A 17,843-nucleotide genomic window follows, 5' to 3' on the forward strand; every position below is an offset into this window, starting at 1 on the left:
TTTCGCGCTGCGCGCGAGTTCCTTTTGTTACGGCAAAAGGAACCAAAACCATTGCGCCCGACAGCCGCCGCCTGCGGCGGTTCCCTGCGCTTCTCGCGACCAGCGGGCCGGCCCGGACTCGGGCCTTGCTCCCACTGGCCGCTGCGATGCTCGGCGGCCTTTAGGGCTGGGTGAAGCTGGTACGGCAACAGCAACAACAACAGCAACAACAAAAAAACAACCGCAACCACAACCACCTAGAAAGCCATGGTCATGGCCCTGGGTGAAGGTGTGGCCAATGCATCAACCGGTCCGCTTCCGGTCCAGGCTGCCGGCCGACGCCTGGCGGGTGTGCAGGTTGAAGGTAGCGCCGGCGGTCAGGATGTGGACGGTCAGGCCCAGCAGGCAGACCGGCTCGTCTTCGCTGACCTGGGCCATCGACGAGAACTCCAGCGCGCCGGCGTCGACCACGGTGACCGCGCCGCTGCCTTCGACTTCCACGGTGTTGTCCGGGCCGATGAAGGCGGCGGTGTCCTCGTCCAGGCCGATGCCGATGGCGAACGGGTTGTAGGCCAGCGCGGCCACCAGCCGGCCCAGCCGGTCGCGCTGGCGGAAGTGCTGGTCGATGATGAAACGGTTGGTCAGTCCCAGTCCCGGCGCCAGCCGCACGCTGCCGGCGTGCGGCGACGAACCTTCCTCGCCGAAGGCGATCATGTGTTCGCTGAGGATGCTGGCGCCGGCGCTGGTGCCGCCGACGGCGATGCCGCGCGCGTTCTGCTGGCGGATCAGCTTGGCCGCTTCGGTGCCACCCAGGATGGTGGAGATGCGCAACTGGTTGCCGCCGGTGAAGAAGATGCCGCTGGCCTGCTCGATGCGGCGCAGCCACTGCTCGCGTTCGCCGTCGTCGCGGCTGTCGAATTCCAGCGACTCGGCGCGGCCGGCACCCAGGCGGCCGAACACGGTTTCGTAGCGCGCGCCGGTGTCGGCCAGCCGGCTGGCGGTGGGGATCACCACGATGTCGGCGTCGCGGCCGCCGCAGAGTCTGACGAAACGCTCGAGGATCCTGGCGCTGTTTTCCTTTTCCTCGGCACCGCCGATGGGGACGATCCAGCCCCGCTCATCTCCGGCGGAGACCTTGCTTGGACACATGCAACACAACTCCATCTAATGGGCATCGCGCAACGCCGCCGCGACGGAAGCCGGCCAGTACGCTTCGCGCGCCCTGCGGCTCCCGATTTCCCCCCAAGCCCCCGGCGATCGGGGGCCGGAGCCCCGCGGTCCCGGCAAAGGTAGCACGCCGCGCGGCGCAGGGCCTGCCACGCTACCCGGATGGGGCAGGTTGCTTTGCGCCGGCCGTCAGGCGCCCGCGTGCGGCTTGAACAGGTGGCCAATCATGCGAGAATGCCGGCCTTGGCCCCGTAGCTCAGCTGGATAGAGCGTCCCCCTCCTAAGGGGAAGGTCGTGCGTTCGAATCGCGCCGGGGCCGCCATTGCAAACCTCGATACCGATTGCCGCGCCGCAGCACTTGACAGCGGGCCGCCTCATCGTGTCCTCTAACGCGTATGCGCCGCGCCGCCCGCCATTGCCCGCAAGCCCGTCCCCAGGCCCTGCCGCCTGCGGAAGGCCGTGCCGCCAGCGGTCGCGCGTCGTCCATTACCACCATCACCATTACCACGACGATTAGTCGGGTGCGGCTGGTTGTGTTCGCGTAATTCGCAAACCACGGCCCCGCACCCGAGTCAGGATGCGGGGCGACCCTCAGTCTGACGCGCGCGCGGGGCCTCACAACAGAGGTTCCAGGTTCCATGCCGTCCATTGCCGCAGTTCAAGATCCGTCTTCCCTACGCACCGTCGTGCACAAGTTCGGTGGCACGTCGGTGGCCGACGCCGAACGTTACCGCCATGTCGCCCAGTTGCTGCTGGCCCGCGACGAAGACATACAGGTCACCGTCGTCTCGGCGATGAAGGGCGTCACCGATGCCCTGATCGGCCTGGCCGAACTGGCTTCCGGCAACCGCCCGGAGTGGCGCGAGCGCTGGCACGAACTGCGCGCCCGCCACCGCGGCGCGGCGGTGGCGCTGCTGGGCGAACACGCCGGGCCGGTGCTGGAGTGGCTGGACGAGCGCTTCGGGAAGCTGGAAGAGATTCTGGCCGCGCTGGCGGTGATCGGCGAGCTGCCGGCGGAAGTGCTGGACCGCGTGCAGGGGCTGGGCGAGGTCTGCTCGGCGCGGCTGCTGGGCGAACACCTGCGCGCCTGCGGCGAGGACTGCGCGGTGCTGGATGCGCGCGAAGTGCTGGTGGTGGAAACCAGCGATCTGGGCGTGGACGTGGACTGGACCATCAGCGCGCAGCGGCTGGCCGACTGGCGCCAGCGCCATCCGCAGCGGCGCGTGGTGGTGACCGGCTTCGTCGCGCGCGACCACGCCGACCGCATCACCACGCTGGGCCGCAACGGCAGCGACTACTCCGGCGCCATCTTCGCCGCGCTGTACGATGCGGCCGAACTGCATATCTGGACCGACGTCGATGGCGTGCTGTCGGCCGATCCGCGGCTGGTGCCCGAAGCGGTGCAACTGGGCGCGCTGAGCTACGACGAGGCCTGCGAGCTGGCCTATTTCGGCGCCAAGGTCGTGCACCCGCAGACGATGGCCCCGGCCATCGAGCGCGGCCTGCCCATCATCATCCGCAACACCTTCCATCCCGAACATCCGGGCACCCGCATCACCGCCGAGCGCGAAACCGCCGGCCCGGTGAAAGGGCTGACGCTCAGCCCGGACCTGGCGGTGCTGAATCTGGAGGGCACCGGCCTGATCGGCGTGCCGGGCACCGCCGAGCGGGTGTTCGCGGCGTTGCGCACCGCGCGCGTTTCGGTGGTGATGATTTCGCAGGGCTCATCGGAGCACTCGATCTGCTGCGTGGTCAGGAGCGTGGAATCGCAGCGCGCACGCACCGCGCTGCTGACCGCGTTCGCGCACGAACTGGCGGTGGGCCAGGTGCAGCGCGTGCAGCTGACCGAAGGCGTCAGCGTGCTGGCCGCGGTCGGCGATGGCATGGCCGGCCAGCCGGGCGTGGCCGCGCGGCTGTTCGAATCGCTGGGGCGTGCGCGGGTCAACATCCTGGCCATCGCGCAGGGGTCGTCGGAGCGCAACATTTCCGTGGCCATCGACAGCGCGGACGCCAGCAAGGCGCTGCGCGCCGCCCATGCCGGCTTCTGGCTGTCGCCGCAGACGTTCTCGGTTGGCGTGATCGGGCCGGGCAATGTCGGCGGTGCGCTGATCGAACAACTGCGTGCCGCGCAACCGCAACTGCTGGGCAAGGCCAACCTGGATCTGCGTCTGCGCGCGATCGCGTCCAGCAGCCGTTTGCTGCTGGATGAGCGCGGCATCGGCGCGGACTGGCGCGAACGGCTGGCGGCCAGCCCCACGCCCGCCGATCTGGACAGGTTCACCGCGCATCTGACCTCCGCGCACCTGCCGCATGCGGTGATCGTCGACTGCAGCGCCAGTCCGCAGGTCGCCGAACGCTACGCGGACTGGCTGGCGGCCGGCATCCACGTGGTGACGCCCAACAAGCAGGCCGGCGCCGGGCCGATGCCGCGCCTGCAAGCCATCCGCGCTGCCGCCGACGCCAGCGGCGCGCGCTTCCGTTACGAGGCCACCGTCGGCGCCGGCCTGCCGGTGATTTCCACGTTGCGCGATCTGCTGGATACCGGCGATGCGGTGATCTCGGTGGAAGGCATCTTCTCGGGCACGTTGGCCTGGCTGTTCAACCGTTTCGATGGCAGCGTGCCGTTCTCGCAACTGGTGAGCGAGGCGCGCGGAATGGGGTATACCGAGCCGGATCCGCGCGATGACCTGTCCGGCACCGACGTGGCGCGCAAGCTGGTGATCCTGGCGCGCGAGGCTGGCCGCAATCTGAACCTGGAAGATGTCGAGGTGGAAAGCCTGGTGCCCGAGTCGCTGCGCCAGGCCAGCGTGGACGATTTCATGAGCCGCCTGCCGGAGGTGGATGCGGCATTCGCCGAGCGCCTGCAGTGCGCCCATGCCGCCGGCAATGTGCTGCGTTATGTGGCACGGCTGGATGCGCAAGGCCGCGCCAGCGTGGGCCTGGTCGAACTGCCGCGCGCGCACGCCTTCGCCAACCTGCGCCTGACCGACAACATCGTGCAATTCACCACCCGCCGCTACTGCGATAACCCGTTGATCGTGCAGGGGCCGGGCGCGGGCCCGGAGGTCACCGCGGCCGGGGTATTCGCCGATGTATTGCGGGTGGCCGCGGGGCAGGGGGCGAAGCTGTGAGCGAATGGGTCAAAGCGTTCTCGCCGGCATCGGTGGGCAATGTCGGCGTCGGTTTCGATATTCTGGGCCATGTGATCGAAGGCGCCGGCGATACGGTTGGCCTGCGCCGCATCGAAACCCCGGAAGTACGCATTGCCGCGATCCGCGGCACCACCGTGGATCTGCCGCGGGAGGCGGCGGCCAATACCGCCGGCGCCGCGCTGATGGCGATGCGCGAATCGCTGGCGCTGCCGTTCGGGTTCGAAGTGGAAATCGACAAGGGCATTCCGCTGGGCTCGGGCATGGGCGGTTCGGCCGCTTCCTGTGTGGCCGCGCTGGTGGCCGCCAACGCGTTGCTGGATGAGCCGTTGCCGGCGCAGGCGCTGTATCCGTTCGCGCTGGTCGGCGAAGCGGTCGCCAGCGGCGGCAGGCACGGGGACAACCTGGGACCGATGCTGCTCGGCGGGCTGGTGCTGGCCACGGCCGAACATCTGGTCCGCATTCCGGTTCCCCGGGACTGGCACTGCGTGCTGGTGCACCCGGAGGCGATCCTGGAAACCCGCCGCGCCCGCGCTGCTTTGCTGGGCGAATACCAGTTGAAGGAGTTCGTCGCGCAGAGCGCCAACCTGGCGCTGGTGCTGGCCGGTTGCCACGCCGGCGACGCCGCGTTGGTGCGCGCGGGCCTGAACGATGTGCTGATCGAGCCGCGTCGTGCGCCGTTGATCGGCGGCTTTGCCGCTGCCAAGCAGGCGGCGCTGCAGGCCGGGGCGATGGGAGCCAGCATTTCCGGTGCAGGCCCCAGCGTGTTCGCGTGGTTCGAGAGCCGTGGCCAAGCCGATGCGGCGGCGCCGGCCATCCAGGCGGCGTTCGCGCAGGCCGGTTTCGACAGCCAGGCCTGGGTCTCGCCAATCAATGCGCCGGCCGCGCGATTGCTGTAACCGCTCCGTCCCGCTTTTGCTGTTGCTGTTTGCCGTTGTTGTTGCTGTTGCTGTTGCTGTTGCTGTTGCTCTGGATTTTCGGATCCCGTGAGGCGCGGCAAGCGGACCGGGTTAAACCCCGCAGGGGCGGCGCGCACGACGCGCGCCGTTTCCGGAAGGCACATGGATGTGCCGTCCGGAAATTCCCGGTCCGCTTGCGGACCCGAAGGGCGCCGCCCGGGTGTGCTTTCTTTGGTTACCTTTCTTTGCACAAGCAAAGAAAGTAACTCGCGCGACAGCGCGAAACGCTTTGGAGCTTTGCCATTCGTTTTGTTGTTTAGAACGCGAGTAGAAAAAGACAAAGCAAAGGCTTTCGCACTGTCGTGCGACTTACTTTTCTTTGCGCGGCCAAAGAGGCGCTTTTCAACAGCCGGAGGCTGGTCAAAGTAAGCAAAAGAAAGGCCGCCCGGCGGTCCGCCCTCCGCTTCGCTGCGGGTGCGCGTACGTCACGGGAATTTTTCGACGGCACATCCATGTGCCTTCGAAAAACGGCGCGCGTCGTGCGCGCCGTCCCTACGGGGTTTAACCCGCGCCGTCCGCCGGACCTCAAGGGACCCGAAAATCCAGAGCAAAAGCAAAAGCAAAAGCGGACAGCAACAGCAACAGCAGTGGTACCGAACTCGTTCGACTAACTTCCGATGGACACGCAATGAACTTCATCTCCACCCGCTCCAACGCCCCCGCCACCACCCTCAGCCAAGCCATCGCCGCCGGCCTGGCGCCCGATGGCGGGCTTTATGTTCCCGAAACGCTGCCGGCCAGGCGCGAGCTGCAGGCCGGCGCCGACCTGGCCGAAACCGCCGCGCAGTTGCTGGCGCCGTTCTTTGCCGGAGACGGGCTGGAAGCGGAACTGCCGGCGATCTGCCGCGAGGCCTTCGACTTCCCGGCACCGCTGCAACCGCTGGCCGCGCCCGGCGATCAGGTGTTGGAGCTGTTCCATGGGCCGACCGCGGCGTTCAAGGACTTCGGCGCGCGCTTCCTGGCCGCCTGCCTGGCCCGCTTGCGCGCGGGCAGCGAGCGGCCGTTGACGATCCTGGTGGCGACTTCCGGCGATACCGGCGCGGCGGTGGCGGCGGCGTTCCATCGGCAACCGGGCCTGCGGGTGGTGGTGCTGTACCCGGACGGACGGGTGTCGCCGCGGCAGGCGCACCAGTTGGGATGTTTTGGCGACAACGTCACCGCGTTGCGGGTGGCCGGTTCGTTCGACGATTGCCAGGCCCTGGTCAAACGCGCGTTGAACGATGCGGCCTTGCAGGCCCAGGCGCCGCTGAGCTCTGCCAACAGCATCAGCCTGGGCCGGTTGCTGCCGCAGATGAGCTATTACGCCGACGCGGCATTGCGCCATCATGCCGCTAGCGGAGAAACGCTCAATTTCGTCATTCCCACCGGCAATCTGGGCAACGCGCTGGCCGCGATCCTGGCACGCGCGCTGGGCGTGCCGCTGGGCCGCATCGTGCTGGCGACCAATGCCAACCGGGTGTTGCCGGACTATTTTTCCGGCGGCGACTATGCGCCGCAGGCCAGCGTGGCGACCATCGCCAATGCGATGGACGTGGGCGCGCCGAGCAACTTCGAGCGCCTGCGCTGGTTGTACCGCGGCGATGACGCGGGGCTGCGCGAGGCGTTCACCTCGGCCAGCGTTGACGATGCCACCATCCGCGAAGTCATTCGCCGCCGGTACGCGCATTTCGGCGAAGTGTTCTGCCCGCATACGGCCACGGCGGTCAAGTTGCTGGAGGATCTTCGCGCCGGTGGCCAGAGCGGTCACTGGGCGGTAGCCGCCACCGCGCACCCGGCCAAGTTCGAAAGCGTCGTCGAGCCGCTGATCGGACGGGAAGTGGAAGTGCCGCCGGCCTTGGCCGCGTTGCTGCAAAGGCCGGCGCAGGCGCAACCGATTCCCGCCCAGTACGAAGCCCTGCGCGAGCGGATCCTCGCTCCCTTGTAGGAGCGATGTGAGTCGCGACCGGAACAATGACTGGTTTTAGACGCAGATGGGAGCGAAGGCCGGATAGAGCTTTCTACCGTGTTTTTGCGTTGGCTGATCGAAGCTTTCGAGCTGTTCTTTCCTGCCGTAGAAGGCGCATTGATTGCCGGCAAAAAGAGCCATTCGCTTCCCGGTCGCGACTCACGTCGCTCCTGCATGGCGATGGATGCGGGGCAGGGCAGATGCAGATGTCGAGATAGATCGGGTTAAGCTGAGGCCATGGGCAAGCGCTGGATGAAAACCGCAAGCAACCGATGGGCCGTTGGGCTGTGCCTGGGCGGTCTGCTGGCCGTCTTTGCGGCGCTGGCGCAGACACGGACGCCGGATGCGGTCAACCTCAAGCCGGGCGAATACCTGTGGTATCCGCAGATCGCGCCGGCCGGGCCCATCGTGCTGGTGGTCAGCCTGGACGAGCAGCGCGCCTATGTCTACCGCAACGGCATCGCCATCGGCGTGTCGACCATCAGTTCCGGCAAACAGGGCAAGGAAACCCCGACCGGGGTGTTCACCATCCTGCAGAAGAACAAGGATCACCGCTCCAACCTCTACAACGACGCGCCGATGCCTTATATGCAGCGGCTGACCTGGGACGGCATTGCGCTGCACGGCGGCACGCTGCCGGGCTATCCGGCTTCGCACGGCTGCGTGCGCCTGCCGCATGAATTCGCCGAGAAGCTGTTCGCCATCACCCAGCGCGGCGATTCGGTGGTGGTGGCCAATGCGCAGGCCTCGCCGGCCAGCGTCGTGCATCCGGCGGTGCTGGCGCCGGTGACCGCCAGCGGCGCGCCGGTGGCGTTTGCCGATTCGCCGTACCAGGTGTACTGGAACGAGAACGCGCCCAGCGAGGGACCGGTCAGCGTGCTGGTCAGCCTGTACGACCACCGCGTGTCGGTGCTGCGCGATGGCGTGTTGATGGGATCGGCGCCGTTGCAGATCGTCGACGACATCGGGCTCAACGGCACGGTGCTGTTTGTGATGACCACCGAGATGGAAGACATTCCCAGCCTGCTGGATCCGCAGCGCCGGCAGCATCGCTGGATCGCGCACCGGGTGCTGGGCGAAGACGCGGGCCCGATGCCGTCGCTGCGGACGCTGGCCGATTCGTTCTGGATTCCCGAGGATTTTTCGCGCCGCCTGTACGACATCCTGACCCCGGGCGCCACCGTGCTGCTGTCCGATTTGCCCGGCGTTCGCGCAACGCCGGCCGAACAGATGGAGCAGCCAGTCTTGGAATCGCTGCCGTGAGGCCCCAGTTCTGGCCTGCGGCGGTCCTGCCTGCTGCAATCTCCCGTATTTTCCGGTACCGCCGATGACCGCCTTCACACGACCATCCCGATGGGGAATTGCCGCCTGCGCATTGCTGGGGCTGGCGCCGCTGGCCTCCGCCCAGCAACGGCCTTCCGAAGCGTTGACCGAGCGGCTGGCGCGCAGCGCGCCCGCGCTGGACCGCAAGGTGCTGGCGCTGGCCACCCGCGCGTTGTCCTGCGCCGCCGGCCGACCGGGCACGGCGCCGGCAACGCTCAGCGTCATCGATTACTCGCTGCCTTCGACCAAGCCGCGCCTGTGGGTGTTCGATCTGGCGCAGCAGAAGCTGTTGTTCGAGGAATGGGTGGCGCACGGCCGCAATACCGGCGATAACCTGGCCACGCGTTTTTCCAACGAATCCGGAAGCTACATGTCCAGCCTGGGCGCGTTCCGCACCGAAGAAGCGTACGTGGGGCAGAACGGCTATTCGCTGCGGTTGAAGGGACTGGAGCCTGGCATCAACGACAAGGCGCGCGAGCGGGCCATCGTCATCCACGGCGCGCCCTACGTCAGCCAGGCGTTGATCAGCAGCCAGGGGCGGTTGGGGCGCAGCCTGGGCTGCCCGGCGGTGCGCAGTGCGGTGGCGCGGCCGCTGATCGACAGTATCCGCGATGGTTCGTTCGTGTTTGCCTATTACCCGGACCAGCGTTGGCTGAAACAGTCGCAACTGCTCAACAGCGACTGCGGCAATGCCGTGGTTCCGCCGCAGGGTTCGCGGACCGCGGCGATGCCCAGCGCCGGCTCGGGAAACCTAAACAGCCCCTAGGGCGTGAGCGGTATCTTCAGGTAGCGGGTGCCGTTGTCTTCCGGCTCTGGCAGCCTGCCGGCGCGGATGTTCACCTGGACCGACGGCAGCAGCAGTACCGGCGCAGGCAGGGTGGCATCGCGCTGTTCGCGCATGGTCACGAAGTCCTGTTCGCCAACGCCGTTGCGCAGATGCACGTTGCGCGCGCGCTGGTCGGCCACGGTGGTTTCCCAGGCGTAGTGATCCCGTTCCGGCGCCTTGTAGTCGTGGCACAGGAACAGGCGGGTGTCGTCCGGCAGCGACAGCAGCCGCTGGATGGAACGGTAAAGCGTGGTCGCGCTGCCGCCGGGGAAGTCGGTGCGCGCGGTGCCGTAGTCGGGCATGAAGATCGTATCGCCGACGAAGACCGCATCGCCGATGCGGTAGGACACGCAGGCCGGCGTGTGTCCCGGCGTGTGCAGCACTTCAACCTGCAACCGGCCCAATGGAAAGCTCTCACCGTCGGCGAACAGGCGGTCGAATTCGCGCCCGTCGCCGCTGATGTCGTCCAGGTTGAAGACGGGCGCGAAGATCCTCTGCACCTCGCGGATGTGTTCGCCGATGCCCACCTGCGCGCCGGTGCGGGATTTCAGGTATGGAGCGGCCGACAGGTGGTCGGCGTGGGCATGGGTTTCCAGAATCCAGGCGATTTTCAGGCCAGATTCGTCCGCTGCGGCCAGTACGCGGTCGGCAGAGGCGTGGCTGGTCGCGCCCGAGCGATGATCGTAGTCGAGCACCGGGTCGATGACGGCGGCCTGGCCGGTCGCCGGATCGGACACCAGGTGGGTGATGGTGTAGGTGGCTTGGTCGAAGAAGGAGCGGATTTCCGGTTTTGCGTTCATCGCCTCATCTCCGCACCGGCAGGCCGGCTTTCACCCAGGCCTGCATGCCGCCGCCGACATTCAGATAGCGGCGCGAGCGATCCCGAAGCAGGATGCGCTGCGCCAGCCGCGAGCGCACGCCGCTCTGGCAGATCAACAGGTATTCGCCACCCGCGGGAAGCTTCAGGTCGTCGGCCGCCGAATGGCCGCCGGCACGCAGGCGGCTCAACGGCAGCGATATCGCACCGGGCGGGCCGCCGCCGCGCAGTTCGGCCGGTTCGCGTACGTCCAGCAGCATGGCGCCTTGCGCGATGCGCTGCGCGACGTCCTGCACCGGCACGCTTGGGCGCAGCAGCGAGGCAATCAGTTTCCACATGCGGATTCTCCTTGCGTGTTCATGGCTTGCCGCCGCGGGTGCCGGTGGCGCAGTAGATGCCGTGCAGGGTCTGGATCAGTTCGAAAGCCGGTCCGGGCACCAGCGAATAGAAGATGCTCTGCGCGTCGCGGCGGGTGGCCACCAGTCCTTCCTCGCGCAGCACCGCCAGGTGCTGCGACAGCGCCGACTGGCTCAGGTCCAGCAGCGCATTGAGGTCGCCGACCGAACGCTCGCCTTCGGCCAGCAGGCACAGCACCAGCAACCGTTTCTCGTTGGCCAGCGCCTTGAGCAACTGCGCGGCTTCGCCGGCGTGTTCGCGCATGGCCTGGGGATCGATATCGCGCAATGGGCTAGTCATCTGGTCCGGACGAATCTGTGGGGGTATGAAGCGGCAACCCGGCTTCGCGCCAGGCGGTGATGCCGCCGGCCATCGACTTTACGCGCTCGAACCCCAGTTGCTGAAGACTGTCGGCCGCCAGGGCGGCGCGGCCGCCGGTCAGGCAGTACAGCACCAACGGCCGTTCGCGCAGCGACAGGGCCTCGCTGGCCTGGCAGGCCATGGCCGGGTGCGCCTGGATTTTGAACTCCAGCACTCCGCGCGGCAGGTTGATGGCCTGCGGCAGATGCCCGACGGCGAATTCATCCGGCTCGCGCACGTCGATCAGCAGCGCGCCGTCGGCCCGCGCGGCGGTCACCTCCAGCGGCGAAATCTCCTGGATGCGCGCCAGGGCCTGCCGAACCAGCGAATTCACGTCGATTGTCATTTCGGTTCATCTAAATTAGTTGACACTAATATAAGATAAGTCTAATTTAATGGCAAGCGGCCAGGTTGAGCCAGATCAAGGTCCCGGCCGCAGTACGGGCGCAGCCTGCCCAGACGGGCGGCTGACGGCCACGGCGCAGGTCTCTACTGGAGGGGTGGACATGGCAAGCATCGTGATTATTGGCGCGGGTATCGGCGGCATGAGTGCCGCTTACGAGATACGGGCGCTGCTGGGACAGGAGCATCGGGTCACCGTGGTGGGCGAGGGGCCGTTGTTCTCGTTCACGCCATCCAATCCCTGGGTGGCGGTGGGCTGGCGCAAACCGGCCGATGTGCAGATCGACGCGCCCAAGCACCTGGGCAGGAAGCACATCGCTTTCGAGGGATCCGGCGTGCAGCGCATCGAACCGGCCGCCAATCGCGTGCTGTTGGGCGACGGCCGCAGCCTGGACTACGACTACCTGGTGATCGCCACCGGCCCGCGGCTGGCGTTCGACGAAGTGCCCGGACTGGGGCCGGAGGGCGGCTACACGCAGTCGGTCTGTACCACGGCCCACGCGGCTTCGGCCTGGGATGCCTACCAGGCGTTCCTGAAGGACCCGGGCCCGATCGTCATCGGCGCCGCCGCCGGCGCCAGTTGCTTCGGTCCGGCCTATGAGTTCGCGATGATCCTCGATGCCGATCTGCGCAAGCGCAAGCTGCGCGACCGGGTGCCGATGACCTATGTCTCGCCGGAACCGTATATCGGCCACATGGGCCTGGGCGGGGTCGGCGATTCGAAGGGACTGATGGAATCGGAATTCCGCCAGCGGCATATCCAGTGGATCGTCAACGCGAGGATCGCCAGCGTCGCCGATGGCCAGATGACCGTGTCCGAACTGGACGCCGATGGCCAGCCAAAGAAGACCCATGTGCTGCCGTTCCGCTACTCGATGGTGCTGCCGGCGTTCACCGGCGTGGACGCGGTGCGCCAGGTCGAAGGCCTGGGCAATCCGCGCGGCTTCGTGCTGATCGATGAGCACCAGCGCCACCCGGCGTTCGCCAACATCTACGGGATCGGCGTCTGCGTGGCGATACCGCCGGTCGAGGTCACGCCGGTGCCGACCGGCGCGCCCAAGACCGGTTTCATGATCGAATCGATGGTCACCGCGGTGGCCGAAAACATCAAAGCCGAACTGGAGGGGCGGGCCGCCGCCAGCAAGGCGACCTGGAACGCCATCTGCCTGGCCGACATGGGCGACACCGGCGTGGCATTCGTGGCGCTGCCGCAGATTCCGCCGCGCAACGTCACCTGGGCCAAGGCCGGCAAGTGGGTGCACCTGGCCAAGGTGGCCTTCGAAAAATACTTCCTGATGAAGATGAAGTCCGGCAATACCGAGCCGGTCTACGAAAAGTACGTGCTCAAGCTGCTGGGCATCCTGCGCACGCGCTGACAACCCAACCCCACTGGAGAAACCCCATGAACCTCGACCGTGCCGTACTCGCCTTCGCCGGCGCCATGATTCTGCTCAGCGTGGCGCTGGTGTATTTCTTTTCGCCCTGGTGGCTGCTGTTCACCGCTTTCATCGGCCTGAACCTGCTGCAGTCCAGCGTGACCGGTTTCTGCCCGGCCGCGATCGTCTTCCGCAAGCTGGGCCTTTCCAGCGGTTGCGCCTTCAAGTGAGCGCGGCGATGGCCCCGTTGCGACGATGGTGGGTACCGCTGGCATTGCCGGCGCTGCTGGCTGCCTGCGGCGACGGGCCGTCGCCGGCGGCGCCGGCGCCGCTGGAGGGCGTGCGGACGCAACTGGTCGGCAGCGGCCAGGACGGCGCCGGCCGTAGTTGGGACGGTGTGGTCGAGGCGGTGCAGCAGGCATCGCTGTCCGCGCAGACCAACGGCCGGGTCACCGAGGTGCGGTATGACGTCAACGACCGCGTCGCCGCCGGCGAGGTGCTGTTGCGCTTGACCGCGGTGGAGCAGCAGGCTGGCGTGGACAGCGCGCGTTCGCAACTGCGCGCGGCCGAAGCCGCGGCGGCCGAAGCCGAAAGCAGCTACCGGCGCTACGCAGCCCTGGCCGAAGGCCAGTACGTATCGCGGTTGCAACTGGACCAGGCCCGCGCCACCCGCGACGCCGCCGTGGCCGCCCGCGATGCCGCGCGCGCGCAACTGTCCGATGCCGGGCAGCAGACCGCCTATACGGTGGTGCGCGCGCCTTATGCCGGCATCGTGGCCGCGCGCGAAGTCGAGCCGGGCGAGGCGGTGGTCAACGGCCAGCGCCTGATGGTGGTGTACGCCCCGGGCGCGCTGCGCATCGAGGTGCAGGTGCCGCAGGCCGACGCGGAACTGATCCGGCGCGATCCGACGGCCGCGGTGCGGCTGCCCGATGGCCGCCAGGTCGAGGCCGCGCAGGTGATCGTTTTTCCCAGCGCCGATCCGGCCAGCCACAGCGTGACCGTGCGGGTGCAATTGCCGGCGCTGGAGCAGCCGGTCGCGCCGGGCACGACCGCCAAGGTGGTGTTTCCCATCGGCCAGGCCGGCGGGTTGCCGCGCATCCCGCGCTCGGCGGTGGTCAGCCGCGGCGAAGTCGCCGGCGTCTATGTACTGGCGGACGGCAGGCTGGGGCTGCGCCAGATCCGCCTGGGAGCGGTGCTCGGCGATGAAGTGGAAGTGGTTTCGGGGCTGAAGGCCGGCGAGCGCATCGCCAGCGATCCGCTGGCCGCGCTGCAGGCGCTGGCGCGGCAGCGCCAGGCGGGAGCCGGGCATGACTGATGCATCGCCGCCACGCCTGGGATTCTCCGGCCGCATCGCGCGCACCTTCCAGCAGAACCCGTTGACGCCGATCATCGCGATCCTGGGCCTGTTGCTGGGCCTGGTGGCGGTGCTGATCACCCCGCGCGAGGAAGAGCCGCAGATCGACGTGACGATGGCCAATGTCATCGTGCCGTTCCCCGGCGCCGATGCGCACCAGGTCGAGCAACTGGTCAGCTACCCGCTGGAGCAGGTGCTGCAGGAAATCGAGGGCATCAAGCATGTCTATTCGATCAGCCGTCCGGGCATGGTGGTGGCGACCGCCGAATTCACCGTCGGCGTGCCGCGGCAGGAGGCGCTGGTGCGGCTGTACAACCAGATCTGGTCGAACCAGGACTGGATGCCGCAGGACGTCGGCGTCGGCCAGCCGGTGGTCAAGCCGATGGGCATCGACGATGTGCCGGTGATGACGCTGACGCTGTGGAGCGACGATCCGCAGCAGGGCGCCTTTGAACTGGCGCAGGTTGCGCATACGCTGGAAACCGAACTCAAGCGCGTGCCCGGCACCCGCGATGTCTATACCGTCGGCGCGCCGGATCGCGGCGTGGTCGTCACCCTGGACCCGGCACGGCTGTCCAGTCACGGCCTGGCGCTGGAGGATGTCGTCGCTTCGCTGCAGGCGGCCAACGTGGTCCGCCATGCCGGCGAGCGCACCGCCGGCGAAGGCGCAGTGCCGCTCACCGCGGGCCGGTTCCTGGCCGACAGCGAAGAAATCGCCGAACTGGTGCTGACCGTCGCCAGCGGGCGGCCGATCCGCCTGCGCGATGTCGCCGACATCCAATCCGGCGCCGATCTGCCCATCGCCTACGTCTGGCACGGCGCCCCCGCCGGCCGCGACGGCCCGGCCGCCGGCAGCGCGCCGGCGGTGACGCTGGCCATCGCCAAGAAGCCCGGCAGCAATGCCGCCGATATCACCGGCGCGGTGGCGCAACGGCTGCAGGGGTTGCGCGGGCAGACGATTCCCGACGGCGTCAACGTCGAGATCACCCGCGACTACGGCCTGACCGCCACCGACAAGGCGCAGACGCTGATCAAGAAACTGATCTTCGCCACCTTGTCGGTGGTGCTGCTGGTGCTGTTGGCGCTGGGCCGCCGCGAGGCGGTGGTGGTCGGCAGCGCAGTGGTGCTGACCCTGGCGATGACGCTGTTCGCCTCGTGGGCGATGAGCTTCACCCTCAACCGGGTGTCGCTGTTCGCGCTGATCTTCTCCATCGGCATCCTGGTCGACGACGCCATCGTGGTGGTCGAGAACATCCATCGCCATATGGCGATGGGAGGCAAGACTCTACGCGAGGCGATCCCGGAGGCGGTCGACGAAGTCGGCGGGCCGACCATCCTGGCCACCTTCACCGTGATCGCCGCCCTGCTGCCGATGGCGTTCGTCAGCGGGTTGATGGGGCCGTACATGCGGCCGATTCCGATCAACGCCTCGGTTGGCATGCTGTTGTCGTTGGGCGTGGCGCTGGTGGTGACGCCATGGCTGACCCTGAAACTGCTGGGGCGGCACCTGCACAGCGGCGGCGGCCACAGCGAGAGCCGCATGGCCGGGCGATTGCATTGGTTGTTCGAAAAGACCATGACGCCGTTCCTGCACCCGCAGTCCGGCGGGCGCCGGCGCCGGTGGCTGTTCGCCGGCATGGCGGGGCTGGTGCTGTTGGCGGCCAGCCTGGCGGTGCTGCAGCTGGTGGTGCTGAAGATGCTGCCGTTCGACAACAAGTCCGAGTTGCAGGTGGTGGTGGACCTGCCGGAAGGCCGCACGCTGGAAGACACCGCCGCGCTGCTGGCGGATCTGGCCGCGCTGCTGGACGACACGCCGGAAGTGGCCAACTACCAGGCCTATGCAGGTACTTCGGCGCCCATCAACTTCAACGGGCTGGTGCGCCAGTACTACCTGCGCAGCGGCGCCAATGTCGGCGATCTGCAGATCAATCTGGTCGACCGCCATGACCGTTCGCGCAAGAGCCATGACATCGCGCGCAGCCTGCGCCCGCGGATGGCGCAGCTGGGACAGCGCCATGGCGCGTCGGTCAAGGTGGTCGAGGTGCCGCCGGGGCCGCCGGTGCTGGCGCCTATCGTGGCCGAGATCTACGGGCCGGACTATGCGCGCAGCCGCCAGATTGCGCTGGAATTGCGCGATCGTTTCGCCGCCACCGCCGGCATCGTCGATATCGACACCACGGTCGAGAGCGATGCGCCGCGCGAAGTGCTGGTGGTGGACCGGGCGCGTGCGGCGCGCCTGGGTGTGTCGCAGGCCGGCATCGCCGAGGCGCTGGCCGCCGCGGTCGGCGGCATGAACGCCAGCTACCTGATGGATGCGGCCAGCAAGTATCCATATCCGATCCGGTTGCGGCTGTCGCCGGTGGATCAGGCGCAGCTGGCGCAGGTGCTGGATCTGCGCGTGCGCGGAAGCCAGGGCCAGCTGGTGCCGCTGTCGGAGCTGGTCAGCGTGCGGCGCGAGTCCTGGGATGGCGCGATCCACCACAAGGATCTGCTGCCGGTGGTGTACGTCACCGCCGACGAAGCCGGGGACCTGGACAGCCCGCTGTACGGCATGTTCGACATCGTTTCGCAGGTATCGGCGAACGCTATTGCCGGGCAGCGCCTGCAGCAGACCTATATCGCGCAGTCGGCCGACACCGCGGGCTTTGCGATCAAGTGGGACGGCGAGTGGCAGATCACCTACGAAACCTTCCGCGACATGGGCATCGCCTATGCCGCCGGCATGGTGCTGATCTACCTGCTGGTGGTGGCGCAGTTCCGCAGCTACACGGTGCCGCTGATCATCATGGCGCCGATTCCGCTGACGGTAATCGGGGTGATGCCGGGGCACGCGCTGCTGGGCATGCAGTTCACCGCCACCTCGATGATCGGCATGATCGCGCTGGCCGGGATCATCGTGCGCAATTCGATTCTGCTGGTGGATTTCATCAATCATCTGATCGCGCGCGGCCATAGCCTGGAGCAGGCGGTCATCGACGCCTGCGCCGTGCGTGCGCAGCCGATCGCGCTGACCGCGTTGGCGGCGATGGCCGGCGCATTCTTCATCCTGGACGATCCGATCTTCAACGGCCTGGCGATCTCGCTGATCTTCGGCATCCTGGTTTCCACGGTGCTGACCCTGGTGGTGATACCGTTGCTGTACTACGCGCTGCTGTCCTGGCAGCGGCGCCGGGAGTCCGGCGAGGCGACTTCATGAGCACAGCCAATACCGAATCGATGCAACTGGCCTGTCCGCATTGCCATTCGCTCAACCGCGTGCCGGTGGCGCGGTTGGCCGAGGCGCCGGCGTGCGGGCGTTGCAAGCGGCCGCTGTTCGCAGGCGAACCGTTCGAGCTGGATGCGGCCACCTTCGACGCGCACGCGGTGCGCAGCGAACTGCCGTTGCTGGTGGACTTCTGGGCGCCCTGGTGCGGTCCGTGCCGGATGATGGCGCCGGCCTACCGGCAGGCCGCTAGTGTGCTGGAACCGCGCCTGCATCTGGCCAAGGTCGACACCCAGGCGCAACCGGAATTGGGCGCGCGCTACGGCATCCGCAGCATTCCCACCCTGGTGCTGTTGCACCGGGGCCGCGAAATCGCCCGCCAGTCCGGCGCCATGTCGCTGCCCGGCATCGTGCAATGGGTGGGGCAGCAACCGTCTGTCCATTGATTCGGAGTGCAGGTGCATGGTTTTTCTTCCGGTGAGTGAGGTCTACGTGGAAGCCGAAGGCCATGGCGCTGCGGGACACGCCGTAAATACGTCCTTGTAGGCTCATACGCGGCGTCCCTGCCGCGTATGGTCCCGCAGCGCC

The 17,843-nt window shown here is 67.6% G+C and carries 15 protein-coding genes and 1 tRNA gene; 11 read left to right on the forward strand and 5 right to left on the reverse strand.

Annotated elements, in window-relative coordinates:
- Nucleotides 1-282: 282 nt before the first annotated feature.
- Nucleotides 283-1,128: a cyanophycinase gene (locus CRO39_RS00750; protein WP_097119970.1), complete on the reverse strand. Its 846-nt coding sequence runs from the start codon at nucleotides 1,126-1,128 to the stop codon at nucleotides 283-285.
- Nucleotides 1,129-1,391: 263 nt separating this feature from the next.
- Here CRO39_RS00750 and CRO39_RS00755 point away from each other — a divergent pair.
- From CRO39_RS00755 to CRO39_RS00780, 6 genes are all read left to right on the forward strand, one after another.
- Nucleotides 1,392-1,468: transfer RNA gene (locus tag CRO39_RS00755), tRNA-Arg, on the forward strand.
- Nucleotides 1,469-1,784: 316 nt separating this feature from the next.
- Complete coding sequence (gene thrA, locus CRO39_RS00760) at nucleotides 1,785-4,277, forward strand: bifunctional aspartate kinase/homoserine dehydrogenase I (RefSeq protein ID WP_097119971.1); 2,493 nt, start codon at nucleotides 1,785-1,787, stop codon at nucleotides 4,275-4,277.
- Entirely contained in the window at nucleotides 4,229-5,194 is a 966-nt protein-coding gene (locus tag CRO39_RS00765; RefSeq protein WP_176520156.1) for a homoserine kinase, read from the forward strand. Before thrA ends, CRO39_RS00765 begins: the two co-directional genes overlap by 49 nt.
- A 688-nt stretch (nucleotides 5,195-5,882) precedes the next feature.
- Complete coding sequence (gene thrC / locus CRO39_RS00770) at nucleotides 5,883-7,178, forward strand: threonine synthase (RefSeq protein WP_097119973.1); 1,296 nt, start codon at nucleotides 5,883-5,885, stop codon at nucleotides 7,176-7,178.
- Between the two features lie 273 nt (nucleotides 7,179-7,451).
- Nucleotides 7,452-8,462, forward strand: a complete 1,011-nt coding sequence (locus tag CRO39_RS00775; protein WP_238394586.1) for a L,D-transpeptidase — start codon at nucleotides 7,452-7,454, stop codon at nucleotides 8,460-8,462.
- A 64-nt stretch (nucleotides 8,463-8,526) separates the two neighbouring features.
- Nucleotides 8,527-9,288, forward strand: a complete 762-nt coding sequence (locus CRO39_RS00780) for a murein L,D-transpeptidase catalytic domain family protein (RefSeq protein WP_097119975.1) — start codon at nucleotides 8,527-8,529, stop codon at nucleotides 9,286-9,288.
- Here CRO39_RS00780 and CRO39_RS00785 read toward each other — a convergent pair.
- Genes CRO39_RS00785 through CRO39_RS00800 form a run of 4 tightly spaced genes read right to left on the reverse strand, consistent with a single transcriptional unit; the run spans nucleotide 9,285 to nucleotide 11,267 of the window.
- Complete coding sequence (locus CRO39_RS00785; protein WP_097119976.1) at nucleotides 9,285-10,148, reverse strand: MBL fold metallo-hydrolase; 864 nt, start codon at nucleotides 10,146-10,148, stop codon at nucleotides 9,285-9,287. The genes CRO39_RS00780 and CRO39_RS00785 overlap by 4 nt on opposite strands.
- A gap of 4 nt (nucleotides 10,149-10,152) precedes the next feature.
- Nucleotides 10,153-10,503 (reverse strand): rhodanese-like domain-containing protein, encoded by a 351-nt coding sequence (locus CRO39_RS00790; protein ID WP_097119977.1) that lies wholly within the window; start codon nucleotides 10,501-10,503, stop codon nucleotides 10,153-10,155.
- Between the two features lie 19 nt (nucleotides 10,504-10,522).
- A complete protein-coding gene (locus CRO39_RS00795; protein WP_097119978.1) occupies nucleotides 10,523-10,861 on the reverse strand; it encodes an ArsR/SmtB family transcription factor in 339 nt (112 codons plus the stop codon).
- A complete protein-coding gene (locus tag CRO39_RS00800) occupies nucleotides 10,854-11,267 on the reverse strand; it encodes a rhodanese-like domain-containing protein (protein ID WP_097119979.1) in 414 nt (137 codons plus the stop codon). Before CRO39_RS00800 ends, CRO39_RS00795 begins: the two co-directional genes overlap by 8 nt.
- 160 nt (nucleotides 11,268-11,427) lie before the next feature.
- On the opposite strand from CRO39_RS00800, the gene CRO39_RS00805 reads away from it, so the two are divergent.
- Genes CRO39_RS00805 through trxC form a run of 5 tightly spaced genes read left to right on the forward strand, consistent with a single transcriptional unit; the run spans nucleotide 11,428 to nucleotide 17,701 of the window.
- A complete protein-coding gene (locus CRO39_RS00805; protein ID WP_097119980.1) occupies nucleotides 11,428-12,699 on the forward strand; it encodes an NAD(P)/FAD-dependent oxidoreductase in 1,272 nt (423 codons plus the stop codon).
- A gap of 26 nt (nucleotides 12,700-12,725) precedes the next feature.
- Nucleotides 12,726-12,929, forward strand: coding sequence for a YgaP family membrane protein (locus CRO39_RS00810; RefSeq protein WP_097119981.1), 204 nt, complete (start codon nucleotides 12,726-12,728; stop codon nucleotides 12,927-12,929).
- Between the two features lie 8 nt (nucleotides 12,930-12,937).
- Nucleotides 12,938-14,014, forward strand: coding sequence for an efflux RND transporter periplasmic adaptor subunit (locus CRO39_RS00815; RefSeq protein ID WP_097119982.1), 1,077 nt, complete (start codon nucleotides 12,938-12,940; stop codon nucleotides 14,012-14,014).
- Nucleotides 14,007-17,249, forward strand: coding sequence for an efflux RND transporter permease subunit (locus tag CRO39_RS00820; protein ID WP_097119983.1), 3,243 nt, complete (start codon nucleotides 14,007-14,009; stop codon nucleotides 17,247-17,249). The genes CRO39_RS00815 and CRO39_RS00820 overlap by 8 nt, the downstream gene beginning before the upstream one ends.
- Complete coding sequence (gene trxC / locus CRO39_RS00825; protein WP_097119984.1) at nucleotides 17,246-17,701, forward strand: thioredoxin TrxC; 456 nt, start codon at nucleotides 17,246-17,248, stop codon at nucleotides 17,699-17,701. Before CRO39_RS00820 ends, trxC begins: the two co-directional genes overlap by 4 nt.
- The last annotated feature ends 142 nt before the right edge of the window (nucleotides 17,702-17,843 follow it).

It is taken from the genome of Pseudoxanthomonas wuyuanensis (assembly GCF_900215535.1).
Lineage (GTDB): Bacteria > Pseudomonadota > Gammaproteobacteria > Xanthomonadales > Xanthomonadaceae > Pseudoxanthomonas_A > Pseudoxanthomonas_A wuyuanensis.